Below are 25568 nucleotides of genomic sequence, written 5' to 3'. Positions count from 1 at the left end.
TCACTCATTGGCGCTGACCTCAGCACTCAGGGTGTTGCCATTAGTGGCCTGGGGCTCCTCGCCCAGGATGCGCACCTCGCTGCCATTCTGGAAAGAGTTCAGGGCGGTCAGGGAGATGCGATCCCCTTTGCTGATGTCGCCGCGGATGTAGACGGAGTTGAGGTCGGTGTGCACCACTTCCACCGGTCGACGCTCCAGCAGGTTGCCTTCGCCAATCACCATGACGGTGTCATTGCGGACACTGTGGCGGGGCAGGCGGATGATGTTTTTCAGGGTGCGTCCTTGGATCTCGGCGTTGACGAAGCTACCAAACTTAAGCACACCAGAACCAAGCTGTCCGTCGTGGTTGTAGGGGTCGTCGATCTGAGCCACCAGGTAGATCATCCGGCTTTGGGCATCAATTACCTGTTCGGAGCGCACCAGGTGGGCGGTCCAGCTCAGGGTGCCTGTGGGGCTCTCCTGGGTGAGGGCCACTTCGCTGTCCGGGTTGTCCGGGTTGGCAATGAAGCGCAGTTGCTCGGCACTCAAAGGCAGGCGGATCTCGGCAATGTCGGTGCCCAGCACCTCACCCAGCTTGGTGCCCAGACCGACATACTGGCCCAGGTCCACATCGCGTTTTTTCACCAGTCCATCCAGGGGAGCACGAATGACGGTGCGCTCCAGGTTACGCTGGGCACGGGCCAGGGAGGCCTCGGCGGAGCGAAGCTTGGCCTGCTCCTGGGCCAGCTGGGGCTTTCGCAGACCCAACTCTGGTGGCAGGCCGCTGGTGACCCCCTTCCACTCCTGCTCTGCCACCTTGCCCCGGGCAATCTCCTCCTGGAGCTGAGCCTTGGCCTGGGCCAGGTTGGCCTGGGCCTGCATCAGGTCGGCCTGGTAGTCGGCGGGCTCGATCCGGGCCAGAATGTCACCCTTCTTCACCTCGCCACCGGCAATAAAACCCTGTGCCAGTTCGACAATGCGGCCGCTGACCTCGGCCACCAGCTGGGTCTGATGCTTGGGCTGAACCACGCCGTAGGAGTTAAGGGACAGGGTGATGTTGTCGCTGCGAATCTCCTGTACCTCCACCAGGGGCAGGGCCTGGGTCTCTTCCTTCTTCTCGGGTTGGGGCTTGGTCTTAATAATTAGGGTTACGCCGCCCGCCAGCAGACAGAGTATGATGGCGATGGGCATCAGGCGCCTTAACCAAAGCATAATTGCGTTCCTTCGAGAATGGTTTTGTCTTTATAGCCCCACAGGTTAACAAAATGTTGAGTGGCCCGTGAGGGTTATTTGTAAGTGATTTTTTGTAGAGTGTAAGAGGCTATGACTGAGAGTAACAACAAGCTTCGTCATAAGGATCAGTTGCTTATCGAAAGGTTTCTCGACCGGCTCTGGGCCGAGCGGGGCCTGTCCGAGCATACCCTGGCGGCCTATCGCAGCGACCTGCTGCGCTTCTGCGAATTCCTGGTTCCCAGAGAGGAAGCCCTGCTTCAGGTGAGCGGCGAAACCCTTCGTCAGTACCTGGAGAAGCGCCAGCAGGCAGGGATGGCCAAGACCAGTACCGCCCGTACTCTCAGTGCCCTGCGTCGCTTCTATGGTGATCTGGTGCGCCGTGGCGAACTGGAGAGCGACCCCCTGGCCCGGATTAAACCGCCCAAACTCAGCAGGAACATACCGGATACCCTGAGTGAGGCTCAGGTCAGTGCCCTGTTGGATGAGCCGGACCGCGATGACCCTCTGGAACTGAGGGATGCGGCGATGCTGGAGCTGCTCTATGCCACCGGCCTGCGGGTCTCAGAACTGGTGGGCCTGCAACTGGAGCAATTGGGACTCAGGCAAGGGGTGGTGCGGGTGACCGGCAAGGGCAGCAAGGAGCGGTTGGTGCCCGTGGGCGAGACCGCCCTGGATCTGCTGACCCTCTATCTGAAGCAGAGCCGCCCTCACTTGCTGGCCGGTCGTGACTCCGATGTGCTGTTTCCCAGCAGCCGCGGCATCATGATGCAGCGTCAGACCTTCTGGCACAGAATCAAGCTCTATGCGGTAAGAGCCGGCATCAGCAGCAGCATCTCGGCCCACACCCTGCGCCACGCCTTTGCCACCCACCTGCTCAATCATGGCGCGGACCTGAGGGTGGTGCAGCTGTTGCTGGGGCACTCGGATCTCTCCACCACCCAGATCTATACTCATGTGGCCCAGGCCAGGCTGCAGCAGCTCCATGAAACTCATCACCCCAGGAGCTGATCTCCCAAGTTGTGCTTTGACTGGATGCCCGTCAAAAGGCCGGGCAGAGTTCGGTTTCTCCTATAAACTCAGAGCTGGTTACAAAAAAACCGGATTCGCCGCGGGTTACGGGGAAATGTAGCTTGGCTAAACAGGTTGCATACTGTAATTTCTGCTGTCACAGCCCGGTCTATACCACTGAGGCGAAATGGAGTCATTGAAATGAAAAAACAGATTTTGTCCCTGATGGGGGCACTGACCCTGGTTGCGGGTAGCGCAGTTGCAGGGGAAGCGGAAGTGAAAGCCGCCATGGAACAGAACCTGGGTATCAAGGCCGAGGCGATCTCTCCCGCACCCATCAAGGGGCTGTATGAAGTGGTCACAGGTCAGGGACTGTTCTACGTAACAGAAGATGGCAGCAAGCTGATTCACGGCCAGGTGTACGACCTGAAGAACCAGATGGCCAACCTGACTGAGCAGCGCATGTCCGGTATCCGCAAGGAGTTGCTGGCCAAGGTGGCGGATACCGCCATCGAGTTTAAGGCCCCCAACGAGAAGCACGTGGTGACCGTGTTTACCGACACCAGCTGTGGTTACTGCCGCAAGCTGCACAATGAGATGCAGGATTACCTGGATGCCGGCATCACCATCCGCTACCTGGCGTTCCCCCGTGGCGGTGCCAACAGCGGTGCCTGGAAGGAGATGGAGAAGCTGTGGTGTGCCAAGGATCCCAAGGCGGCCATGGGCGATGCCAAGGCGGGTCAGAAGCTGCCTGAGGCGACCTGTCCTGCTGCGGCGGCCATCGCCAAGCACTACCAGCTGGGTAACACCTTCGGCGTCAACGGCACCCCCGCCATGGTGCTGGATGATGGCACCATGGTGCCGGGTTACCTGCCTGCCAACCGCTTGCAGATGCAGCTCAGTAGCCGTTAAGCTACCCCCAATCCCAGAAGCGGGCCCAGGCCCGCTTTTTTATTGCCCCAGATTGAGCCCCTATGACCAGAATCGTTCGCCGCGACACCGTGGATGATGCCCATCTGCCAGATACCCTGCCGCCCCTGCTCCGTCAGCTCTATGCCCGCCGTGGCGTCCGCTGTGCCTCTGAGCTGGAACGGGAGCTCAAGGGCCTGCTCAATCCGGCCAGGCTCAAGGGCTGCGCCGAGGCGGCCGCCCTGTTGGCGGATGCCCTGGCCAGGCAGCAGCCGATGCTGGTGGTGGGGGATTTTGATGCGGACGGAGCCACGTCCAGCGCCCTGACCCTGCTGGCGATGCGCGCCCTGGGCGCCCAGCGCATCGATTACCTGGTGCCCAATCGCTTCGATTACGGCTATGGCCTCAGCCCAGAGCTGGTCACCCTGGCCCAGGAGATGGGGGCCGAGGTGCTTATCACCGTGGACAATGGCATCTCCGCCCACGCCGGTGTCCGTGCCGCCAAAGAGGCCGGGATGACGGTAATTGTCACCGATCACCACCTGCCCGGTGACACCCTTCCCGATGCGGACGCCATCGTCAATCCGGTGCAGCCCGGGTGCGAATTTCCCTCCAAGGCGATGGCCGGGGTCGGCGTGGCCTTCTACCTGATGCTGACCCTGCGCGGAGAGTTGCGTCGCCGAAACTGGTTTGCCGAGCAGGGGATCGCCGAACCCAACATGGCCAACTATCTGGACATTGTGGCCCTGGGCACGGTGGCGGACGTGGTTCCCCTGGATGCCAATAACCGGTTGTTGGTGCAGCAGGGGATCAACCGTATCCGAGCCGGCCGCTGCCGTCCCGGCATCACCACCCTGCTGGAGGTGGCGGGACGCAGTGCCACCCGCCTGGTGGCGTCGGACCTGGGGTTCACCGTGGGGCCCAGGCTCAATGCCGCCGGTCGCCTGGATGATATGTCTCTGGGGATCGAGTGTCTGCTGACCGAAGACCTGGTCGGGGCCCGCCAGCTGGCCAGCCGACTGGACAGCCTGAATGCGGAACGTCGGGAGATTGAGGCGGAGATGCAGCAGGAGGCGGTGCAGGCCCTGGAATCCCTGCAGTTGAGCGACAAGGACCTGCCCTGGGGACTGGCGCTCTATCAGGGAGACTGGCACCAGGGGGTGATCGGCATCCTGGCCTCCCGCATCAAGGAGCGTTACCACAGACCGGTGATCGCCTTCGCCGATGCCGGTGGCGGGGAGCTCAAGGGCTCGGCCCGCTCCATTCCCGGGCTGCATATGCGCGATCTGCTGGATCGTATCGACACCCTCAGTCCGGGGATGATCATCAAGTTTGGCGGTCACGCCATGGCGGCCGGCCTCAGCCTGGATGGTGCGCGCTTCGAGGAGTTTGCCACCGCCTATGATCAGGCGGTGCGGGCCGAGCTGGAGGAGCATCAGTTGACCGGTGAACTGCTCAGTGACGGTGAGCTGGCGGCGCAGCAGTTGAGCCTGCAGACCGCCTCACAGTTGCGGGACGCTGGCCCCTGGGGACAGGCGTTTCCTGAGCCGATGTTTGATGGGCGTTTCCGCCTGCTGGATCAGCGTCTGGTGGGGCAGAAGCATCTGAAGATGGTGGTGGAGACCGAATGCGGTGCCCTGCAGCTGGATGCCATCGCCTTCAACGTGGATCTCAAGCAGTGGCCCAATGGCGGTGTGCAGTGGGTGGAGCTGGCCTACCGGCTGGATGTGAATCACTGGCGGGGCAACGACAATGTGCAACTGATGGTGGAGTGGTTGTCACCCAACTAAGATTTTCCGGCAGAAAAAAAAAGGCGCAGAGTGCGCCTTTTTTTCTGCCTGGTTATCCGGTTCTGGCCTGGCCCTTGACGGCCATGGTGCCCAAAATCAACATCAGTACCAGCATCAGCGGCCACACCAGCACCAGGGAGAGTTGCTGCCCCAGCAGGGCGAAGCCCACCAGGGCCAGGCCGGCACTGGTCAGTGCCAGGGGCAGCTGGGTGCTGACGTGATCCACCGGAGCACAGCCACTGGCGGTGGCACTCAAAACCGTGGTGTCTGAGATCGGCGAGCAGTGATCCCCAAACACCGAGCCGGCCATCACCGCGCTGAGGGCGGGCAGCAGCAATTGAGGCTGCAGCTGCCAGGCGATCTCGGCGCCTATGGGGATCATCAGGGCAAAGGTGCCCCAGCTGGAACCGGTGGCGAAGGCGGTAACCGCACACAATAGAAAAATCCCCGGCAGCAGCAGTCCTTGGGCCAGATGGGCCGAGGCCCAGGTGGCCATCACCCGGCCGGTCTCCAGATCGCCGATGGCCCGGCCCACCATCCAGGTCATCATCAGAATGCCCAGGGCGGTGGTCACCGAGCGCAGTCCCATCCAACTTGCCACCAGCATCGCTTTCACTTTGATCCCCTGGTGCCACTGCAGTCCCAGGGAGAGCAGCACCGCACCGAGCGAGGCGTTGCGCATGGCGGCGCCGATGTCGGCGTTGGCCAGCCACTGCATCAGGGTGTCGCCCCCCTCCAGGCCGGAGAGGATCGCCAGCAGCAGGCTGCCGCCAATCAGCACCAGCACAGGCAGGCCCAGCAACCAGGGGCTGCCCGCCTGCTGCTCCTGGGTCTGGAAGTGTTCGGGCTTGGCGGCGGCGGGTTGAAAGCCCAGGTTGCTCCAGGCCACCAGGGCGGCCAGGGCCAGGGTGATTACCGCGTAGAAGTTGGTGCAGGCTACCTGCAGGAAGGCGGTCAGAGGGGCTTCATTGAGGAAGGTTAGTCCCGCCAGCAGAGTCATCACGTAGGGGCCCCAGCTGGAGAAGGGCAGGATGGCGCACAGGGGGGAGGCGGTGCTGTCCACCAGGTAAGCGAGCTGGGCATTGGAGATGCGGTAGCGTTCGCACAGGGGGCGGCTGACGTTGCCGTTGGCCAGGCAACTGAAGATGCCGTCGATAAACACCATCCAGCCGACGGCCACCACCGCCAGCCTGGCCTGGCGGCGGCTGCGGATCCTGGGAAACAGCCAGTGAGCAAAGGCATTGACCGCGCCGCTGCGGGCCAGTTGCTGGGTGAGGATGCCCAGCAGGGCGATGGTGAGGATCACATCAAGGTGCCACCCCTGCCATTGGCCCTGGACATAGAGCTGACCGGTGAAGTTGTTTACCAGGTAGAGCACCGGACCGCTGACCGTGCCCCAGTGCAGTATCAGGGCCGCCAGCAGCAGGCCACTGCCCAGGGCCAACAGGGTTCGGCGGACCACCAGAGCCATGCCAATGGTGAGCACCACCGGAGCCAAACTGAGAAGCTCTTTGGTTATCATATTGTTGTGCTTGTAGAGGTCAGGCCTCCATGATGCAACATAGGGAACTTGGGTGCCAGTGAAGCGCCCGGAAACCGGGCAAATTCATCGACAATTTTTTGCACAAAAACCCCGCAGAACCCGGTGCGATCCGCCCTGCTTTAGGTTAAAATTGCCGGTTTGCATAGTGTCATCAATCTGTAGGACGGAAATGTTCGAAATCAATCCGGTTCAAAACAAGATTAAGGAGCTGTCTGAGCGGACAGATCTCCTTAGGGGGTACCTTTGACTATGACGCCAAGAAAGAGCGTCTGGAAGAGGTTAACGCGGAGCTAGAGCAGCCCGACGTCTGGAACGAGCCTGAGCGCGCCCAGGCTCTGGGCCGTGAGCGTGGTGCCCTGGAGGAGGTGGTGAAAACCATCGACACTCTGGATCAGGGTCTGGAAGACGTGGCCGAACTGCTGGAACTGGCGGTCGAAGAGGAGGATGAGGACAGCTTCAACGAGACTCAGGTCGAGCTCGATGAGCTGGAAGCCCGTCTGGCCAAGCTGGAGTTCCGTCGTATGTTCTCTGGTCCCCAGGACGGCAACGACGCCTACCTGGATCTGCAGGCCGGTTCCGGTGGAACCGAAGCCCAGGACTGGTGCAACATGCTGCTGCGCATGTACCTGCGCTGGGGCGAAGCCAAGGGCTTCAAGACCGAGATTATCGAACTGTCCGAAGGGGACGTGGCTGGCCTCAAGAGTGCCACCGTCAAGTTTACCGGCGAGTACGCCTACGGCTGGCTGCGCACCGAGACCGGCGTACACCGCCTGGTGCGCAAGTCCCCCTTCGATTCCGGTGGCCGTCGTCATACCTCCTTCTCCTCGGCGTTCGCCTACCCCGAGGTGGACGACAACATCGACATCGACATCAATCCGGCGGATCTGCGTATCGACGTATACCGCGCCTCCGGTGCCGGTGGTCAGCACGTGAACACCACCGAATCTGCGGTTCGTATTACTCACCTGCCCACCAATACCGTGGTGCAGTGTCAGAATGAACGCTCCCAGCACAAGAACAAAGACCAGGCAATGAAGCAGCTGAAAGCTAAGCTGTTTGAACTGGAAGTGCAGAAGCAGAATGCCGAGAAGCAGGCGGCGGAAGACGCCAAGTCTGACATCGGCTGGGGCAGTCAGATCCGCTCTTACGTGCTGGATGACTCCCGAATCAAAGATTTGCGTACCGGGGTGGAGAACCGCAACACCCAACAGGTACTGGATGGCGACCTGGATCGCTTCATCGAAGCCAGCCTGAAATCTGGCCTGTAAGACTGAGTAGAGAAAATGACTGAACAGGTACAAGACGAAAACAAGTTGATTGCCGAACGCCGCGCCAAGCTGGACGGCATCCGCAAAGAGTGCAACGCCAACGGTCACCCCAACGACTGGAAACGCGAGCACCAGGCTGCAGATCTTCAGGCTAAATACGCGGACAAATCCAAAGAGGAGCTGGAAGAGCTGGCCGAAGTGGTGTCCATCGCCGGTCGTGTGATGGCCAAGCGTGGTCCCTTCCTGGTGATTCAGGATGTATCCGGCCGCATTCAGGGCTACGCCTCCAAGGGGGTGCAGAAAGAGCTGAAGGCGATCGGTGGTCTGGATATCGGTGACATCGTTGGCATCAAGGGCCAGCTGCACCTCTCTGGCAAGGGCGACCTGTACGTGGACATGGGTGAGTACAAGCTGCTGACCAAGGCGCTGCGTCCCCTGCCTGAGAAGTTCCACGGCCTGACCGACCAGGAGCAGCGCTACCGTCAGCGCTATGTGGATCTCATCGTTAATGAAGAGTCCCGTAACACCTTCAAGGTGCGCTCCAAGGTGATCTCCGCCATCCGTCAGTTTATGACTGAGCGTGAGTTCATGGAGGTGGAAACCCCCATGATGCAGGTGATCCCAGGTGGTGCTTCCGCACGTCCCTTCATCACCCATCACAACGCCCTGGATCAGGAGATGTTCCTGCGTATCGCCCCTGAGCTGTATCTGAAGCGTCTGGTGGTAGGTGGTTTCGAGCGGGTGTTCGAGATCAACCGTAACTTCCGCAACGAAGGTCTGTCCCCACGCCACAACCCAGAGTTCACCATGATGGAGTTCTATATGGCGTATGCGGACTTCAATGATCTGATGGACTTGACCGAGGCGATGCTGAAGGAGGTGACTCAGAAAGTTCTGGGCACCAGCGTGGTCAGCTACGGCGAAGAGACCTTCGACTTCGGTGCGCCCTTCGCTCGCATGAGCATGGTGGACGCCATCCTCAAGTACAACCCTGAAGTGACTCGCGAGCAGCTGGCCGACTTTACCACCGCCTGTGAAGTGGCCAAGGATCTGAAGATAGAAGTGGACAAGGGCTGGGGCCTGGGTCGGGTGATCACCGAGATCTTCGAAGAGACCGCCGAGCACCGCCTGATTCAGCCGACCTTCATCACCGAGTACCCTGCCGAGGTGTCTCCTCTGGCCCGTCGTAACGACGAGAACCCGGAGATCACCGACCGCTTCGAGTTCTTCGTGGGTGGCCGTGAGATCGCCAATGGCTTCTCCGAGCTCAATGACGCCGAAGACCAGAAGCAGCGCTTCCTGGATCAGGTGAAGGCCAAGGACGCCGGTGACGACGAAGCGATGTTCTACGATGGTGACTATGTGACCGCCCTGGAGCATGGTCTGCCCCCCACAGCGGGTCAGGGCATCGGCATCGATCGTCTGGTGATGCTGTTTACCGACAGCCACACTATCCGTGACGTGATTCTGTTCCCGGCACTGCGTCCCCAGGGCAGCTAAGCCTCGATGAATCACCGAATGCCCGCCTTATGGCGGGCATTTTTTTGGGCTGTCGCTTGCTATGTTGTCAGTTTGTTGTTGCTGCTTGGTCTGCCGAAGAAAATCAACACCAGTGGATTACACTGCCCCCCTAACAAAAAGCCAGTGAATTACAGCGCCCTGACACAGAGGCTGATCCGATGAGCCCGAGGAATTGAAAAAGTGTGATCCGGATCGCCTGGTGGATTGTGCTGGCTTCAACCGGGCATCCAGTGGATGAAACCAGTGATCGTCGACGCAACGGCTAGATATTGTATCTAAATTCCGCTCTGTGATTGGATAAATTGCCTGTTAACGGCCGTGCAACCTGTGTCTTTTCCCTGGCATCAGCGATAGTATGTGCCGGTCTTAGATGAAGGCTCCGCCACAAGAGAGTCGTCGAAGCGCCACAGGGCGCCCAACACAGGTAGTTCATATGCATTCCAACTCCTTGTCCAAAAGGATCTTCATTGGTCTCTTCTCCGGCCTGCTCCTTGGGACAACCATCCAGTTTCTCCTGGCCGACGTGGCCCTGTTCTCCGAGTCCCTGGTGGAGCTGGCCACCCTGGGGGGCCAGCTGTTCGTTAACCTCATCATGTTGATGGTGGTGCCGTTGGTGTTTGTTTCCATCGTCAGCGGAGTCTGTGAGCTGCCGGATGTGCGCGCCTTTGGCCGCCTGGGGAGCAAGACCTTCGGTCTGTACATCATCAATACCGTTATGGCCATTGCTGCGGCGGTGGCGATCTCCCTGATTTTCCAGCCCGGCCTGGGCGCCAACCTGGTGAGCATGGGCGAGGGGGCGCAGATTCAGTCCACCGACCTGCCCAACATCGGCCAGTTGATCCTGAACATCGTTCCCCGCAATCCGGTTACCGCCTTTGCCTCGGGCAACATGCTTCAGGTGATCTTCATGGCCCTGCTGCTGGGCATCGCCATCAAGAAACTGGGCAGTGAAGTGCAAGGGGTGGCCCGGGGCTTCGGGGTGGCCAACCGCATCATGATGACCCTGATCACGATGGTGATGAGCCTGGCGCCTTATGGGGTGTTCTGTCTGATGCTGAAGCTGGGGGCCACCCTGGAGGCCTCTACTTTCCTGTCGGTGCTCAGCTATATGGGACTGATCCTGGGGCTGCTGCTGCTGTGGCTGTTTGTGGTCTACCCTGTGGTGGTCTCCCTGACCACCGAAATGAGTGCCGCCGAGTTCCGCCGTAAGACCCGGGAGCAGGTGCTGTTCTCCTTCTCCACCGCCAGCTCCAACGCCACCATTCCAGTGACCATGCGTACCCTGGTGGAGAAGATGAAGGTCAACAAGGCCACCGCAGGTTTCGGCGTGCCCCTGGGAGCCACCATGAACATGAGCGGCGTGTCCATCTACATCACCATCGCCGCTTTCTTCCTGGCCAATGCCTATGGTGCCCCCATCACCATGGCCCAGTTGCCCGCCCTGGTGACCTCCTGCTTCCTGCTCTCTGTGGGTGCCGGTGGTGTGCCCGGTGGTGGCATGGTGATGATCGGTGTGCTCATTCATCAGATGGGACTGCCGGTGGAAGCCTTCGCCCTGGTGGCGGCCCTGGATCGGGTGATCGACATGGTGTTGACCTCCACCAATGTGGTGGGCGATACCGCGGTGGTGACCATAGTGGACCGCAGCGAGAGCCGCCAGGCCCTGCTGGAGGAGCGCACCGAACTGTCCGGTTGATCCTTACCGGCTCAGATAAAGACCCCGCTCTGGCGGGGTTTTTCTTTGTGGGGGTTCTGTTATTCTGGATATATCAATTTCATTAAGTAAGTGTTCTGCCTAGTGCGCAGGAGAAATTGTTCCAATCAAGGCGTGAGGCGCCGCTGCTAGTGGTTCTAACAGCCAGTCTCACAACGTGGAGTGGGATAATTTCAGCCAGCAGTAGTGATCAGGTATTTAGTGAAATTGGTATTCAAGTTCAACGCCACACGAGGGATGGGAATGAGCCTTTGGGTTAACGGCACCGTAGTCGAACGGATCGACTGGAACGACAAACTCTTCACTCTCAAGGTGGAGGCCGAGGTGGAGCCCTTCGTGGCTGGCCAGTTCACCAAGCTGGGGCTGGAGCAGGAGGGGGAGCGGGTCCAGCGTGCTTACTCCTTCGTCAACGCCCCCGGCGAGCCCCTGCTGGAGTTTCTGGCGGTGTCCGTGGAGGAGGGGAAGCTCTCTCCCAGGCTGCAGGATCTTCATCTCGGCGATCAACTGATGGTGGCCAAGCGTCCCACCGGCTTTATGGTGCTCGATGAAGTGCCTGCTGGCCGCGACTTGTGGATGTTGGCGACCGGCACCGCCATTGGCCCTTTCCTCTCCATACTCCGCGACCCGGCAAGCTGGGATCAGTTTGAGACCTTCAACCTGGTGTACGCGGTACGCAACCTGGAGGACATGGCCTACCTGGAGGAGATACGTGCCCTGGAGCAGGCCCGCCCTGAACAGTTCAAGTTCATTCCCGTGGTCAGTCGCGAAGAGGTGGAGGGGATGCTCAAGGGGCGAATTCCGGCACTCATCTCCGGTGGTCAGATTCAGGAGTACGCCGACTGTCCCATCACCCCCTCCCGCAGTCAGGTGATGGTCTGCGGCAATCCGGACATGATTCGCGATACCCTGGCGGTGCTGGAGGGGATGAAACTGAGGAAAAACCTGAGGCGCACTCCAGGACAGATCACCATGGAGAAATACTGGTAGGTTCCTCTCCATGTCGCGACAGGTCAGGAGGCGACCGCCCCTGGCCTGGGCTTACTCCCTGCGAAACTGATTCTGTTCCGGCAGATAGTGAAAGCCGATGGCCCCCAGTTTGTGTTCCAACTGGGCGCCGCTGATCCCCAGATCCTCCTCAAGCTCTCCAAGGTTGTCGCAGGACAGCCTCAGACGCTCGTTGACTATGCCCAGCAGGATGTGGGCATCCAGCAGTTCCGGCCGTTGAATCTCCATAATGCCTCCAGAAAGATGGCCCCTGTCGTTAACTATAGATTAGGGGCTAAACGACGGAGTGTGTACAGCAGGGGTTAAGGTAGGATCTCCCTACACTGGTATAAACTTGCCATGTTTTCTATTGAGGGCATGATGGAAGTGGGATTGAGGGAGGGAATCGGATGCGAACCAGAACAATCTTATGGTCCCTACTACTGGCCCCGGTGGTGGCCCAGGGAACCGAATATGGCCCCCTGATGGTGAAAGCCCAGTCGCCATTGCAGGCCCAGGCTTACACACCCATGTTGCGCAGTGGCCAGGTGTTGGAGACCGGTGCCGTGGAGTGGTACCTTACCGGCACCATCGCCAGCGTCTGGGCGGTCACCCCAGACTACGAGATGGACTACTACCACAATGAGGTCAATTTCGGGGCTCGCTTCGCCCCGTGGGAACGCTGGGAGTTTGAACTGAACTACCAGTACCGTTTTGCCGCCGATAACGGCCTGGACACCATCACCGAGAAGTTTCATGACTTCTTCGGCCTGGGGCAGAACGGTCGCGACCTGGTGCCCAAACATCGCTTCTATATCTCCGCCCCCCAGTACGGGGTGCTTTATGAGGACTTCCAGGGAGAAACCCTCAGCAATGCCCTGTCTGGTTATGCCGGCTACCAGCTCTACCTCAAGGGGCCCCATGCGGTGTCTGCCGGACTGGGTCTCTCCTATAACTACGTAGGCAGTGGTCCTTTCGAGATCAGCTCCTTCGAGCAGATTGCTCAGCTGAATTACAGCTATCAGCCTAACTCACCCCACCATTTTCATTTCACCGTGGGCACCGCTCACAGCGACGATCAGGAGGTGTCTGGGGGATTGAAGATGAGCGACTGGTCCTGGATGGCCGGTGGCAGCTATCAATACCGCATCGGTGAGCGTCATCGGTTGCTGCTGGAGTATCACGTCTACAGTGGTGAAACCAAGGATGTGAATGAGCTGGACGAGATCTCCCACGAGTTCCTCCTGGGTTACCGTTATCACCTGAAGCGGGGGGCGATCGAACTGACCATGATTGAGAACGTGTTCAATATGGACAACAGTACCGACATCGCCTTCGCCCTGGGCTATCGTCACCGGATGTAGCGCAGTCCGATAATAAAAAAGGGCACCCGGGGCGCCCTTTTTCGTTGGAGGAGGTTACTCTTCGCCAAACAGTGGGTAGGGGCGTGGCTCGATGGCCAGTTCCACCTCTCCGATGCGCAGCTTGGCATCGGCCTCCACATCCTTAGCCATCACCGCCGTGGCCCAGAGTTCCCCCTCAACCAGCTGGCTGCTCAGCAGGGTGCCGCCACGACGCCAGTTTTCACCCAGAGCCAGCTCCAGATCCCCTTCGGGCAGGGCTGACGCGGCGCCTTTGAGTACAAAGGTGGCGCGCTTGTTGCCACCGCGGAAGTGCATCCGGGCCACGGTCTCCTGGCCGATGTAGCAGCCCTTGTCGTACTGGATGCCGCCGACGGCGTCCAGGTTCAGCATCTGGGGCACCAGCTCGCCGCTTTGACTGGCGGGCAGCATCGGCCAGGCCTGGGCGATCTCGTGGCGTAGCCACTGCGCCTCAGGGCCGCTCTCCAGGGCAGCCAGGCCGTTGGGCAGCTCGCCCAGGATGATGGCACTGGTTTTGTCCAGCAGCAGGCTGGCGTTCTCCTGGTGGCGCAAGTTGCCTTCTCCGGCAAACAGCTCGCCGGCCAGATGACAAGCATCGTCACCCAGCAGGCCATGAATCGGCAGCTCGTTGCTGGCGTCGGTGATGGACACCTTGTTGAACACCGCGTATTTCTGCAGCTGGGGCATATCCAGGGAGATCAGCTCCTTGGGCATCAGCATCAGAATGTCGCCGTTTTGCTTCAGCAGTCGGAAACTGGCCAGCAGCTTGCCCTTGGGGTCACAGTGACCACCCCAGCTCCACTGGTTCTCCTCCAGGGTCATCAGGTTGATGGTGAGTTGCCCCTGCAGGAAGGTCAGGGTGTCGTCGCCGCTGATGCGGACAAGACCCAGGTGGGTCAGGGGGATGAGCTGCGCCATGGCAAATCCTAAAAATATGGTCTTTGGAAGCCCATCAGTGTAAGCCATGGCGAAGTGGAAAAAAACTGGCCTAAGTCCCCATTTTGAAAGGGGCTACTCACCGGAAGGTGAATAGCCCCAACAGAGTCAGACCTGGCAGTGGGCCACCGAAAAAAATCAGTGGAGGATGCGGGCCCGAATGGTGCCGTCGATGGCGCTGAGCTGGAGCAGGGCATCGTCGGCGTACTGGGTCTCTACGTCCATCACCACGTAACCCAGGTCGCCCTTGGTCTGCAGGAACTGAGCGACGATGTTGATCTCCTTGGCAGCGAATGCCTGGTTGATCTGGTTGAGGATGCCGGGCACGTTGTGGTGAATGTGCAGCAGGCGGCTGGCACCGGTGTGTTCCGGCAGGGACACTTCGGGGAAGTTTACTGCAGAGAGGGTGGAGCCATTGTCGGAGTACTTCACCAGCTTGGAGGCCACCTCGATGCCGATGTTTTCCTGAGCCTCCTGGGTGGAGCCACCCACATGGGGAGTCAGGATCACATTGTCGAACTCGCGCAGCGGGGTGACAAACTCCTCGTCGTTGGATTTGGGCTCCACCGGAAATACGTCGACGGCGGCGCCGCGGATGCGGCCGCTGGAGAGGGCGGCGGAGAGGGCGTTGATGTCCACCACAGTGCCCCGGGAGGCGTTGATCAGTATGCTGCCCTGACGCATGTGAGCTAGGGTGTCTGCGTTGATCATATCCTTGGTGGCCGGGGTTTCCGGTACGTGCAGGCTGACGATGTCGGCCTGGGCCAGCAACTGAGGCAGGGATGCCATCTGACGGGCATTACCCAGGGGCAGCTTGTTTTCGATGTCGTAGAACATCACCTGCATTCCCAGGCTCTCCGCCAGCACGCCCAACTGGGTGCCGATGTGGCCATAGCCGATGATCCCCAGTACTTTGCCTCGGGCCTCGAAGCTGCCGCTGGCACTCTTCTGCCAGACGCCGCGGTGGGCCAGGGCGTTCTTCTCCGGAATACCACGCAGCAGCAACAGGATCTCACCCAGCACCAGCTCGGCGACGGAGCGGGTGTTGGAGAAGGGGGCGTTGAATACCGGCACGCCCTTCTTGGCGGCGGCGTTGAGGTCTACCTGATTGGTGCCGATGCAGAAACAACCGATGCCCACAAGCTTGTTGGCGGCTTCAATGACTCTCTCGGTCAGCTGGGTACGGGAGCGGATGCCAATGAAGTGCACATCCTTGATTCGCTCAATCAGTTCCTCCTCGGAGAGGGAGGTTTTCAGGGCTTCAATGTTGTCATAACCGGCCAGCTTGAAGCTTTCGATGGAGCGGGGGTGCAGTCCCTCCAGCAGCAGAACCTTAATTTTGTCTTTTTCGAGAGAGTATTGGGTCATGGTACAGATTCCATACAGCGCGAGTGGGAATAGCCCAGCTTACCCTAATTCCTTTTTGTATGAATAGTGGAATTGATCGTTATACTTAGCCGCAATACAACCATAGGAATGATAGATAACGCCATGTCACAAACCTTGTCCCGCCTGGCCTGGGCCGCTGTTTTTATCCCGGTGCTGATCTGGTCCGCCATCGATCCCAAGGATGGTTTTACCTGGTTTCTGGAGGTGCTTCCGGCCCTGATCGGGGCGGTGATCCTGCTGGCCACCCTCAAGCGCTACCCACTGACGCCCCTCTCCTACCAACTGGTGCTGGTGCACTGCGTCATCCTGATGGTGGGGGGCCACTACACCTACGCCGAGGTGCCCCTGTTCGATACCCTGGCCGAGTGGTTTGATTGGGAGCGAAACAACTACGACAAGGTGGGGCATCTGGCCCAGGGGTTTGTTCCCGCCATCCTGGCCCGGGAGATTTTCCTGCGTAACCAGGTGGTACGCCCCGGAGGCTGGGTCTTCTTCCTGTCGGTCTGCTTCTGTCTGGCGTTCTCCGCCTTCTACGAACTGATTGAGTGGTGGGTGGCACTGCTCAGCGGGCTGGAAGCCGAAGCCTTCCTTGGAACCCAGGGTTATGTCTGGGATACCCAGTCCGACATGATGTGGGCCATGGTGGGAGCCATTGCGTCCCAGCTGCTGCTGGGACGGATGCACGATGGTCAGCTGAAGGCGCTGAACGATCAGGTGTGATGGCCGGGGGCGGCCAGGGCGTTCCAGAAGATGCTCATGGCCGCCTGCTGCTGCTGAGGATCCGCCGCTTGTTCCGGATGGTCGATAAAGTGGCCGGCACTGGCCATAAACAGGCTGTGGCACACCTCCATCATCAGCTCATGGGGGTAGTTGGCCAGCTCTCCCCGCGCCTGACCCATCTTGATCAGCTCCAGCACGAAGCCCAGGGTTTCAAACTTGGCGGTTCGCCGTGTCTGCGGCGTCAGCACCGGAGACTGGTAGTAGGCCAGCAGGAAGCGCAGCTTGTCCGGGTGGCTCAGGGCCCACTCCATGGAAGCCTGCCACATCTTGCCTGCCATCTCCCGGGTGGGAGTCTGGGCAGTGACCGGCGGCAGTCGCTCCGCCAACTCGCCCTTGATCGCCAGATAGAGGGCTGACACCAGCTCCTGCTTGTTGGCAAAGTGGTGAAACAGGGTACCGGTGGCCACACCGGCTTCCTTGGCAATCTTGGCGGTGGCCGCCCCCTCAAGCCCTTGCTCCACGAAGAGCACCAGGGCGGTATCCAGAATCTGCTGACGTTTCGAGGCGCTCACCTCAGCTCCTTATTTGAGGAAGAATTTGAAGATCAGCTTCTGCAGCCATTTGCCATAGGGCGGGTACATCATCTTGCCCGCAAAGAAGCGTCCCTGACGCAGCACCGTCTTGGCATGGGAGAAGGTTTTGAACCCCTCGATGCCGTGATAGTGGCCCATGCCCGATGGTCCGATGCCACCGAAGGGGGCGTCGTCTGCAGCCACGTGGAACAGCGCATTGTTGATGCACATGCCGCCGGCGTGGCTCTGGCTGATCACCTTTTGTTGCAGCACCTTATCATAACTGAGCAGGTAAAGGGCCAGGGGGCGGGGGCGGCTGCGAACATACTCCAGCGCTTCATCGATGCTGTCATAAGGGATCAGTGGCAGCAGGGGACCGAAGATCTCCTCCTGTCGCAGGGTCATCTCGTCGGTGGTGTCCAGCAACAGGTGGGTGGTCAGACGTTGGTCTTCATCGCTCCTGTGATGGCCGGGGACGCAGGGCAGTACCCTGGCGCCTTTGGCTTCCGCATCCATCAACCAGGCGGTCAGTCTCTGGTACTGGCGTTGATCGATCACTGAGGTGTAATCCGGGCTGTCCACCCCCTTGGGGTAGAGGCGCTGGAACCGGCGCTGATAGGCGTGTGCAAAGGCGGTCAGCTTCTCTCTGGGCACCAGTACATAGTCCGGAGCCACGCAGATCTGTCCGGCGTTAAGGCATTTGCCGAAAATCATTCTCTCGGCGGCGGTGTCCAGATCCATGTCCGGCCCCACTATGGTGGGACTCTTTCCACCCAACTCCAGAGTGACTGGGGTCAGGTTGTCTGCGGCGGCGCGCATCACGTGACGCCCCACAGTGGTGGAACCGGTGAACAACAGATGATCAAAGGGCAGGGCGCTGAACTGGGCGGCCACGTCGGCTTCTCCCTCGATGCAGACTACCTGCTCCTCCGTGAAGGCTTCTCTGAGCATCTTGATCAGGGCGACATTGGTGTGGGGGGTAAACTCGGACAGCTTGATCATCGCCCGGTTGCCAGCGGCCAAGGCGGTGATCAGCGGGCCTATGGAGAGCATTACCGGAAAGTTCCAGGGCACCACGATGCCCACCACCCCCAGGGGCTGATAGTGCACCTCGACCTGAGCGGGAGCGAGCAGCAGCCCGGCGTGTCGGCGCTGAGGCCTGGTCCATTTTTTCAGGCGCTTGGTGGTGTAACCGATGTTCATTACGCAGGGCAGGATGTCTGAGATCAGGGTGTCCTGCTGGCTGCGGCCCTGGTAGTCCTGGTCCAGGGCCTGACAGAGGTGGTCACTGTGTTTCAGCAGCGCCTGCTTGAGGCGGTTGAGATCCTCGATGCGGCGGGAGACCTCACGGTAGGGCTCCTGGTGAAACGCCCCTTTCTGCTGCTCAAAGTGCAGCAGCATGGCGTGCTTTTCACTGGTCAGGGGCTGAGAGGGCTGCTCGGTCATGGGGCCTCCGGGACAAATAAAGAAACCGACTGATTGGTCGGTCTGATCTTGGTCCAAAAATCAGGCGCCGTCAAGGCGCCTAATGAGAATTATTCAGAGTTGGTTCAGCTGCCAGAAACCAACTTATTGATCTCTGAGACTATCTCTTCATCGTCTGGCTTGGTGGTGGGGGCCCAGTAATCCACCAGCTTGCCGTTGCCGTCCACCAGATATTTGTAGAAGTTCCACTTGGGGGAGCCTCCCTGGTCCGCCAGGGCTTTGAAGATGGGGTCGGCATCGCTGCCGCGAACCGAAATGGGGGCCAGCATGGTGAAGCTGACGCCGTAGTTGCGATAACACACCTCGGCGGTCTTGGCCTCTTCATCCTCCTCCTGGAAGAAGTCGTCGGAGGGGAAGCCGATGATCACCAGCTGCTCGCCGTAGGTTTTGTGTAACTGTTCCAGTTGTTTGAACTGGGGGGTGTAGCCGCAGTTGCTGGCGGTGTTGACGATCAGGGCGGGGCGGCCGGCGGTCAGTTGGCACAGGTTGACCTGCTCCCTGTCGTGCAGGCGGCGTTTGTCCACGTCCAGCCAGTCTGGGCAGGAGGCGGCGTAGAGGGAGGGGGTGGCCAACAGGGCCAGCAGGGCGATAACAGCTCGCATTGTCACTCCTTGGACTGAATAAAGGGGTATCCACTACCCCTTACGTGAGAAGGTGGCGGGCCGATCACCTGATTGGCCCGACACTGGCACCATTACTTGATGGTTTTGACGCCTTGCTCGGTGCCCAGCAGCAGCACATCGGCACCACGGTCGGCGAACAGACCGTTGGTCACCACGCCAACGATGGCATTCAATTGAGCCTCCAGTTTCTTGGGCTCGGTGATCTTCATGTCGTACACGTCCAGGATGACGTTGCCGTTATCGGTGACCACGCCTTCACGGTAGACCGGGCTGCCGCCCAGCTTGACGATCTCACGGGCCACGTAGCTGCGAGCCATGGGGATCACCTCAACGGGCAGGGGGAAGTCGCCCAGGATATCCACCTGCTTGGAGCCGTCGGCGATGCAGATAAACTTGTCGGCCACGGCGGCCACGATCTTTTCGCGGGTCAAGGCGGCACCGCCACCTTTGATCATCTCCATGGCTGGATTGATCTCATCGGCACCGTCCACATAGACGGAGAGGTTGTCGACGCTGTTCAGATCGAACACCGGGATGCCCAGGGCCTTCATCTTGGCGGTGGAGGCTTCGGAGCTGGATACGGCACCCTCAATGTTGTTTTTCTTGGTGGCCAGAGCATCGATAAAGTGGTTTACGGTGGAGCCGGTGCCCACGCCCACAATGCTGCCGTCTTCCACGTATTCCAGCGCGGCCCAGCCGGCGGCTTTTTTCAGTTCATCTTGTGTCATCGAAGGATCTCCTAAAAGTCTGTCGGGAATTATAGTTCCCTTGGCTCTTGGAGATAAACCATTACGTCACATTTGGGGAGAGAAAAAGAGAGGTGGTATTTCAGAGGCTTTTAATGCCGGAGCCGCAGGGAGATAACGGCTCCGGCAAGGCGCCCGATAGTGGGCGCCAGCGGTCATCAGGCTTCGACCAGGCGGCCTTCCTGCTTGATGGCGATCTTGCGAGGCTTCATCGCCTCCGGGATCTCGCGGACCAGATCCACGTGCAGCAGGCCATTCTCCATCTGGGCGTCACTGACCCGAACGTGGTCGGCCAGCTTGAAGCGGCGCTTGAAGTTGCGCTCGGCGATGCCCTGGTGCAGGTAGTGGCGTTCCACGTCACCCTTGGCCTTGGTGCCCTCGATGCGCAGGGTGTCACCCTCAACTTCGATATCCAGCTCATTGTCACCGAAGCCGGCCACGGCCATGGTGATGCGGTAGTGGTTCTCTTCCACCAGCTCGATGTTGTACGGAGGGTAGCCGTTGTGGTTCTCGGCGCGTTGGGCTTCATCTATCAGCTTGGCGAAGCGCTCGAAACCGATGGCGGATTTGTACAGGGGGGCAAAATCAAAACTACGCATAACAGTGTCCTCTATTGAGCAACAAATCAGTGTTTAAGGTTGTCGTCCGGGCCTCCATTGAGCACCCATGCTTCGACACTGTTAGAGATGGAGTCGCCGCAGGGCTTTTCAACCCTCTCATAGAATTTTTTACACAGCTGCGGCTTCCAGTGTTGGGGTGAGTCGAGCTATTGCTCCGATAAGCTGCTGTTTATCATATGGTTTTGGCACGTAGTAATCCATGCCTGCGTCGTAACAGGCCTGGACATCGTCGTCCAGAACGCTGGCGGTCAGTGCGATGATCGGTGTGCGGCGTCGCTGCTGTCGCTCCTCCAACTGGCGAATCTGCCGACTGGCTTCAAAGCCGTCCATCACCGGCATCATGCAGTCCATCAGAATCAGGTCGTACTCGCCCGCCAGTACCATGTTGGTGGCCTCCTGACCGTTGTTGGCGATCTCAACATGGAACCCGGCTTTGGTGAGAATGATCTGGGCGACGCGCTGATTGGTCTTGTTGTCCTCAACCAGCAGCAACCGGGCGCGATACTGGTTTGACTGGATCGAGTGGGTGAGTTGCTGGGAGCCGGTTGCCAGGTTGTCGGAGGCCATCAGCTTCTCCAGATTTCTCTGCAGCCGCTCACCCCGAATGGGGGCCAGCATCACCTGAACCGGAGTGGTGATCTCATCCAAAGTCAGGCTGTTGGAAAGGTCATTGAGCAGCATCAGTGGCAAGGGGTGCTCATTCTGCAGGGCCATCAGGGTGCGCTCGCCATCGGGCAGGCTGGAGAAGCGTGCCATCATCAGATCGAACCGGTTCTCCCCCCGGAGCATCGGCAGCAGTTCACTGACCTGGGTGATGTAACTGACCTCCATCCCCAGGGCCACCAACTCCTGAGTGTAACGCTGGGCGGAGTCGTGATAACCATCCAGCAATAGCACCTTCAGACCCTCCAGTTTATTGGCGTTGATTCTGGGGGCGGGCACCTCCTCCAGCGGCAGCTCCAGCAGGAAGGTGCTGCCCTCTCCCTTGAGACTGCTGACCCGAATCTGGCCTCCCATCAACTGGGCCAACTGCCGACAGATGCTCAGCCCCAGGCCGGTGCCGCCAAACTTTCGGGTGGTGGAACCATCCTCCTGCTTGAAGGGGTGAAAGATCTCCTCCTGCTTGTCCGCGTCGATACCGATGCCCGTATCTTTGACCCGGATACAGAGGATGGCAGGCTGCGCCTCCCGCTTTAGTACCCGGCAGCCTAGCAGTACTTCGCCCTCCGCGGTGAACTTCACCGCGTTGGAGAGCAGGTTCAGCAGAATCTGGCGCAGGCGATGGCTGTCTATCATCACCTGTTCCGGCAGCTCAGGTGGGTACTCCACATCGAAGCGGATCCCCTTCTTCATCGCCTTGGGAGCCACAACGCTGGCTACTTCGTAGAACAGCTCTTTGAGTTTGGTTTTGATGGGGGAGATCATCAGACTTCCTGCCTCGATCTTGGACAGATCCAGCACATCATTGATGATCGACTGCAGCGCCCTGGAGGAGCTCTGGATGGTATGCAGGTACTCCAGCTGCTCACCGCTTAACTGGGTGCTGTTGAGAATATCGCTCATGCCAAGAATGCCATTGAGGGGGGTGCGGATCTCATGACTCATGTTGGCCAGAAAGATGCTTTTGGCGTGGTTGGCTTTCTCCGCCTCCTCCTTGGCGCTGATCAGGCTGGCTTCGAAGCCTGCCCGCTCCTGCACCAGGCGGTTCAGTGTGGTGCCGAGACGGCTGAGTTCGTCCCGGCCTGGCAGTTCGATACGCAGGTCGTAGTTACGGGTCTCTTCAACCTGTTTCATGGTTTCGCCTATGGTTGCGATCCCCCGTCGCAGGTGACGGGCCAGCCTTAGCGCCAGGGCGGTCATCATCCCCAGCATCAGCAGCAGGATGGCCAGGTTGACGGCAAAGTGGGTCTGCCTGGCGTGATAGGCCTGACTGGCGGAGTGGGCGATGTCGTTGCGCACCGACTCCAGCACCTGATCCAGCAGTTTCATACGGGTATCCGCTGCCTCGATTCTTGCCGGGGTCAGGGAATGGCTTTCGCCCTCCAGCAGGGATTGGCGCAGCTCATTGCCCCGGGTGAAAGCATCATTGGTGAAGGCGGAGAGCAGCAAGTTGACCTGGGATTCGCTGGCGTAGACGCTGACGTACTTATCCAGCACCGATTGTTGCAACAGTGCCAGCTCCTGCAGCCGTTGTCGGGCGGAGATACTCAGGGTGCCGGATTTGAGCGCTTGCTTGATCACCAGCAGCTCCTCGCGGGCATACTCCAGCATGAACAGCAGCTGGTTGTAGGCGAGAATCCCCTCCCGAACGGTGCGGCTCTCCACCTCCACCGGCAGCGACTCCACCATTCTCAGGCTGTTTTGCTGCCAGTCATCGACCAGAGAAAGCCACTCCCAGCGGAGATCGGTATCCAGCTCGCTGTCCGGCAACTCCCCGATGAGGTAAGAGAGCTCCTCCAGGTGGAGGTTAAAGCCGTCGGCGTCTGCGGCGAAGAGTTGGTGAAACTCAGCGGCATCAAGGTGGGTGGCAGCCAAGCGGGCATTGGAGATCTGGGTGGCCAGGGACCCGAGGGAGGGCTCGACCACCATGGAGCGACGCAGCTTGTCTACGGCGCCCATGGCCAGCTGCAGTTCAGAGATTAACTGGTAGCGCTGTTCGATCTGCTGCAGATCCTTGAGTTCGTTGTACTGCCCCATCATGTAGCGGCCAAAGATGATGGAACAGAAAAGTAGTGGTATGACCACTAGCAGTTGGATTCGGCTGCGCAGCGAAAGATGTTGAGCCATTGAGCTTCCCTTCTCAACCAGCAAAAATGGTGATGTGTTTACCGGAGTTGTCGACCTTTGTGGACTGTTTTATCTGTATGAACTGCCCGTGCTCCATGCTTACCCGGTTCCCCCATGCCAGCAATCCAACGTCTTGATTGATTGCCATGATTTCCGGTTAATTTCTGAACGTCAAAGATAAACACGCCCTATACTGTTACCTGATAAAGCCTAGCAATGATTACGGATTTTGCTTATCAGGGATGACTTGAATGATGCATTCAGGGATGAAATGGGCTTATCGGCTACTGTTGCTGTCGCTGTTGCTGGTCTTCTGGCCGGCACGGGGGCAGTACGTGCTGATCACCCTCAACGACAATATGCCTGCCATCAGTGAGAGCAAGGCCAAGATGCTTTACCTGGGTAAACTGCGCTCCCTCGACAGTTTTGGCCGGGTGGATCTGCTGGATTTTCCCGAGGGAAGCTCCCAGAAGCAGGCGTTCTATCGATCCTTCCTCAATAAATCGATTCCCCAGATCAACAGCCGCTGGGCTCGGATTGCGTTTTCCGGTAAAGGCAAACCACCGGAGAGCCTGTCCGTAGCCAGCGAAGAGGCGGTGCTCAACTGGCTGGCTGAGCACCCCAGGGGCATCGCCTATGTGCCAAGAAACCAGGTGCCCATGGGGGCGCGGGTTATTCTCGACATCGAACAGGGAGTGGATTGATGAGAGCCGTCATTGTGATTATTGCTGTGCTGACCTCCTGGGGAGCCCAGGCAGCCATTGAGTTGTGGGACCAGTATCTGACCCTGTCCGGATTTGCCTCTGTATCGGCCACCAAAAGTGACAACAGTGTGCCACTCTACTTCCACCGTGGCATAGGGGATGAATGGTGCTACGACTGTGACACCACCGTAGGACTGCAATTGGATTCCAGCTTCAGCGAGCAGTGGCGCGCCTCGGCACAGGTGGTCAAGCGTCCCCAGGATACCTTCTCCGATCCCCAGTTTGAGTGGGGTTACCTAAGCTGGCGGGGGGAGCAGACTGAGATCCGGGCCGGGCGGTTGCGGATGCCCCTTTTCCTGGCGTCAGACTACTACTTTGTGGGCAATGCCTACCCTTGGGCCCGCCCTCCGGTGGATCTCTATGACACCCTGCTTGGCATTACCGCATTCAATGGCATCGACCTTATTTATGAGACCAGCTTGAGCGATGAACTTGAGCTGGCGCTGCACCCCTACTACGGTGGGCACAATCATGAGACCGTCGATGTGGGCGTGGCGAAGTTGAGGGTCGAGACCGACATTCAGACCGGCATCAACCTGAAGCTCAATACGCCGGAGCTGCTGCTCAACTTCTCCTACCTGTACACTGAGTTCACCCTGGACGGGGTGGAAGATCGGATGGACATCTTTACCATTGGTGGCCGGTACGAGGGTGAGTTATGGGAGTTCTGGGTCGAATTTGAGAAGGACAACCTGCAGCACGGCGGCTACCTGGGCGTGGTGATGAACCTGGATCTGTGGCGCCCCTACCTGATGGTGGCGAGAAACTGGGAAAGGCTGGAGTCGGTGAGTTACATCGGCGGCATCCGTTATGACCTTCAGCCAAACCTGTCGGTGAATCTGGAGGTGCAGTTGGCGGATGCCCTGGACGATACCGCAGGCCAGTTCATACTGCCTCCCAGGCTGGTGGGGGAATCGACCCAGGCCAACCTGGTGACTCTGATGCTGAGTTACAACTTCTAATCCCCTTGGTATGTGGCCAGCCAGCGCTTGGGGGTGGCTACCGCATCCAGAGGAACGTCCCAGGGGGCAGACTCCAACCGTTCCAGTCGCTGATTTTCGTGGGCGCAGCCCACCAGCAGCGGTCTGGGACTGTCGCCCGCCAGATAACGGTCATAGCAGCCGGCGCCCATGCCAAGACGGTTGCCCTGATCATCAAAGCCCACCAGGGGCATCAGCATCAGGTCAATCTCCTTCCTGTGGAACACTTCACCCTTATCCCAGGTGGGTTCGGCGATGCCATACCTGTTGTTGACCATGGTGGTATCGGGGGCGAAGCGCTGGAACAGGATCTGTTTAGGATCACTGGGATCCATCACCGGCAGCGCCAGGCTCTTGTGCTGCTGCCACAGCAGGCGTATCAGCGGCATCAGGTTGGGTTCGCCATCATTGGCCAGGTAGAGCGCGATGGTATCCGCTTGGGCTATCTCAGGCTGGTTGATGAGATTGTGGGCCAGTGCCTGAGAGGCCTGACGTTGCTGTTGTGGGGAGAGCGTGCGGCGCAGTAGGCGCAGATGCTGACGAAGTGCCTGGCGATCCTGTGGCATAAGCTGGGGTCCTTGGGAAATCCAAGTCCAAAGGTACAGAAGATGGGAG

At 59.3% G+C, this 25568-nt stretch carries 23 protein-coding genes; 11 read left to right on the top strand and 12 right to left on the bottom strand.

From position 1 onward, the window contains the following. Positions 1 to 1191: an efflux RND transporter periplasmic adaptor subunit gene (locus tag ACN0RV_RS06130; protein WP_417346515.1), complete on the bottom strand. Its 1191-nt coding sequence runs from the start codon at positions 1189 to 1191 to the stop codon at positions 1 to 3. Positions 1192 to 1302: 111 nt separating this feature from the next. Here ACN0RV_RS06130 and xerD point away from each other — a divergent pair, with 111 nt between their 5' ends. The 3 genes from xerD to recJ all read left to right on the top strand — a co-directional run bounded on the left by xerD (position 1303) and on the right by recJ (position 4919). Beyond that, positions 1303 to 2220 carry a site-specific tyrosine recombinase XerD gene (xerD, locus tag ACN0RV_RS06125; protein ID WP_417346513.1) on the top strand — a complete coding sequence of 306 codons (918 nt, stop codon included), beginning with the start codon at positions 1303 to 1305 and terminating at the stop codon, positions 2218 to 2220. A 201-nt stretch (positions 2221 to 2421) separates the two neighbouring features. Then, positions 2422 to 3132, top strand: a complete 711-nt coding sequence (gene dsbC, locus ACN0RV_RS06120) for a bifunctional protein-disulfide isomerase/oxidoreductase DsbC (RefSeq protein WP_417346510.1) — start codon at positions 2422 to 2424, stop codon at positions 3130 to 3132. A gap of 62 nt (positions 3133 to 3194) precedes the next feature. Then, the gene (gene recJ / locus ACN0RV_RS06115; RefSeq protein ID WP_417346508.1) at positions 3195 to 4919 is read left to right on the top strand and encodes a single-stranded-DNA-specific exonuclease RecJ; all 1725 of its coding nucleotides are present in this window, start codon (positions 3195 to 3197) and stop codon (positions 4917 to 4919) included. Between the two features lie 52 nt (positions 4920 to 4971). Here the strand turns inward: recJ and ACN0RV_RS06110 are convergent, their stop codons facing one another. Further along, the gene (locus ACN0RV_RS06110) at positions 4972 to 6441 is read right to left on the bottom strand and encodes a Na+/H+ antiporter NhaC family protein (RefSeq protein WP_417346506.1); all 1470 of its coding nucleotides are present in this window, start codon (positions 6439 to 6441) and stop codon (positions 4972 to 4974) included. A 190-nt stretch (positions 6442 to 6631) separates the two neighbouring features. Here ACN0RV_RS06110 and prfB point away from each other — a divergent pair. The 4 genes from prfB to ACN0RV_RS06090 all read left to right on the top strand — a co-directional run bounded on the left by prfB (position 6632) and on the right by ACN0RV_RS06090 (position 11952). Then, positions 6632 to 7730 (top strand): peptide chain release factor 2 gene (prfB, locus tag ACN0RV_RS06105; protein ID WP_417346504.1). Its coding sequence is split into 2 segments (ribosomal slippage): positions 6632 to 6706 and positions 6708 to 7730, totalling 1098 coding nucleotides; the frame shifts between segments, so codons are not numbered across the junction. Positions 7731 to 7745: 15 nt separating this feature from the next. Further along, on the top strand, positions 7746 to 9230 hold the full coding sequence (gene lysS / locus ACN0RV_RS06100; protein ID WP_417346502.1) for a lysine--tRNA ligase: 1485 nt from the start codon (positions 7746 to 7748) through the stop codon (positions 9228 to 9230). 454 nt (positions 9231 to 9684) lie between these two features. Next, complete coding sequence (locus tag ACN0RV_RS06095; protein WP_417346500.1) at positions 9685 to 10947, top strand: dicarboxylate/amino acid:cation symporter; 1263 nt, start codon at positions 9685 to 9687, stop codon at positions 10945 to 10947. Positions 10948 to 11208: 261 nt separating this feature from the next. Then, entirely contained in the window at positions 11209 to 11952 is a 744-nt protein-coding gene (locus tag ACN0RV_RS06090; RefSeq protein ID WP_417346498.1) for a ferredoxin--NADP reductase, read from the top strand. 51 nt (positions 11953 to 12003) lie between these two features. Here the strand turns inward: ACN0RV_RS06090 and ACN0RV_RS06085 are convergent, their stop codons facing one another. Then, positions 12004 to 12198 (bottom strand): DUF4250 domain-containing protein, encoded by a 195-nt coding sequence (locus tag ACN0RV_RS06085; protein WP_417346497.1) that lies wholly within the window; start codon positions 12196 to 12198, stop codon positions 12004 to 12006. Between the two features lie 161 nt (positions 12199 to 12359). Here ACN0RV_RS06085 and ACN0RV_RS06080 point away from each other — a divergent pair, with 161 nt between their 5' ends. Next, positions 12360 to 13313 (top strand): DUF3187 family protein, encoded by a 954-nt coding sequence (locus tag ACN0RV_RS06080; RefSeq protein ID WP_417346495.1) that lies wholly within the window; start codon positions 12360 to 12362, stop codon positions 13311 to 13313. A gap of 54 nt (positions 13314 to 13367) precedes the next feature. On the opposite strand, the gene ACN0RV_RS06075 is transcribed toward ACN0RV_RS06080, so the two are convergent. Next, positions 13368 to 14249, bottom strand: coding sequence for a YgfZ/GcvT domain-containing protein (locus ACN0RV_RS06075; RefSeq protein WP_417346493.1), 882 nt, complete (start codon positions 14247 to 14249; stop codon positions 13368 to 13370). Between the two features lie 156 nt (positions 14250 to 14405). Beyond that, positions 14406 to 15635, bottom strand: a complete 1230-nt coding sequence (serA, locus tag ACN0RV_RS06070) for a phosphoglycerate dehydrogenase (protein ID WP_417346492.1) — start codon at positions 15633 to 15635, stop codon at positions 14406 to 14408. 123 nt (positions 15636 to 15758) lie between these two features. Between serA and ACN0RV_RS06065 the strand changes: the two genes are divergently transcribed. After that, a complete protein-coding gene (locus ACN0RV_RS06065; protein WP_417346490.1) occupies positions 15759 to 16376 on the top strand; it encodes a DUF2238 domain-containing protein in 618 nt (205 codons plus the stop codon). Here ACN0RV_RS06065 and ACN0RV_RS06060 read toward each other — a convergent pair. The 6 genes from ACN0RV_RS06060 to ACN0RV_RS06035 form a co-directional block, all read right to left on the bottom strand. Then, complete coding sequence (locus ACN0RV_RS06060) at positions 16367 to 16948, bottom strand: TetR/AcrR family transcriptional regulator (RefSeq protein WP_417346488.1); 582 nt, start codon at positions 16946 to 16948, stop codon at positions 16367 to 16369. The two genes, ACN0RV_RS06065 and ACN0RV_RS06060, sit on opposite strands and share 10 nt — an antisense overlap. Positions 16949 to 16957: 9 nt before the next feature. Further along, positions 16958 to 18394: a coniferyl aldehyde dehydrogenase gene (locus ACN0RV_RS06055; RefSeq protein ID WP_417346486.1), complete on the bottom strand. Its 1437-nt coding sequence runs from the start codon at positions 18392 to 18394 to the stop codon at positions 16958 to 16960. Positions 18395 to 18498: 104 nt separating this feature from the next. After that, a complete protein-coding gene (locus ACN0RV_RS06050) occupies positions 18499 to 19035 on the bottom strand; it encodes a glutathione peroxidase (RefSeq protein ID WP_417346485.1) in 537 nt (178 codons plus the stop codon). Positions 19036 to 19127: 92 nt separating this feature from the next. Next, entirely contained in the window at positions 19128 to 19784 is a 657-nt protein-coding gene (gene rpiA / locus ACN0RV_RS06045; RefSeq protein ID WP_417346484.1) for a ribose-5-phosphate isomerase RpiA, read from the bottom strand. 176 nt (positions 19785 to 19960) lie between these two features. After that, positions 19961 to 20401 carry an Hsp20 family protein gene (locus ACN0RV_RS06040; RefSeq protein WP_417346483.1) on the bottom strand — a complete coding sequence of 147 codons (441 nt, stop codon included), beginning with the start codon at positions 20399 to 20401 and terminating at the stop codon, positions 19961 to 19963. A gap of 129 nt (positions 20402 to 20530) precedes the next feature. After that, complete coding sequence (locus ACN0RV_RS06035) at positions 20531 to 23209, bottom strand: ATP-binding protein (protein WP_417346481.1); 2679 nt, start codon at positions 23207 to 23209, stop codon at positions 20531 to 20533. 251 nt (positions 23210 to 23460) lie between these two features. Between ACN0RV_RS06035 and ACN0RV_RS06030 the strand changes: the two genes are divergently transcribed. Both ACN0RV_RS06030 and ACN0RV_RS06025 read left to right on the top strand, forming a co-directional pair. Continuing rightward, on the top strand, positions 23461 to 23913 hold the full coding sequence (locus tag ACN0RV_RS06030; RefSeq protein WP_417346479.1) for a hypothetical protein: 453 nt from the start codon (positions 23461 to 23463) through the stop codon (positions 23911 to 23913). Further along, positions 23913 to 24935 carry a hypothetical protein gene (locus ACN0RV_RS06025; protein ID WP_417346477.1) on the top strand — a complete coding sequence of 341 codons (1023 nt, stop codon included), beginning with the start codon at positions 23913 to 23915 and terminating at the stop codon, positions 24933 to 24935. Before ACN0RV_RS06030 ends, ACN0RV_RS06025 begins: the two co-directional genes overlap by 1 nt. On the opposite strand, the gene ACN0RV_RS06020 is transcribed toward ACN0RV_RS06025, so the two are convergent. Then, positions 24932 to 25519, bottom strand: a complete 588-nt coding sequence (locus ACN0RV_RS06020; protein ID WP_417346475.1) for a 5-formyltetrahydrofolate cyclo-ligase — start codon at positions 25517 to 25519, stop codon at positions 24932 to 24934. The genes ACN0RV_RS06025 and ACN0RV_RS06020 overlap by 4 nt on opposite strands. Between the last annotated feature and the right edge of the window lie 49 nt (positions 25520 to 25568).

The organism is Ferrimonas sp. (genome assembly GCF_048263965.1).
Classification (GTDB): Bacteria; Pseudomonadota; Gammaproteobacteria; order Enterobacterales; family Shewanellaceae; genus Ferrimonas.
The sequence above is the reverse complement of the archived record's forward strand: the minus strand, read 5'-3'. Positions and strand labels throughout refer to the sequence as shown.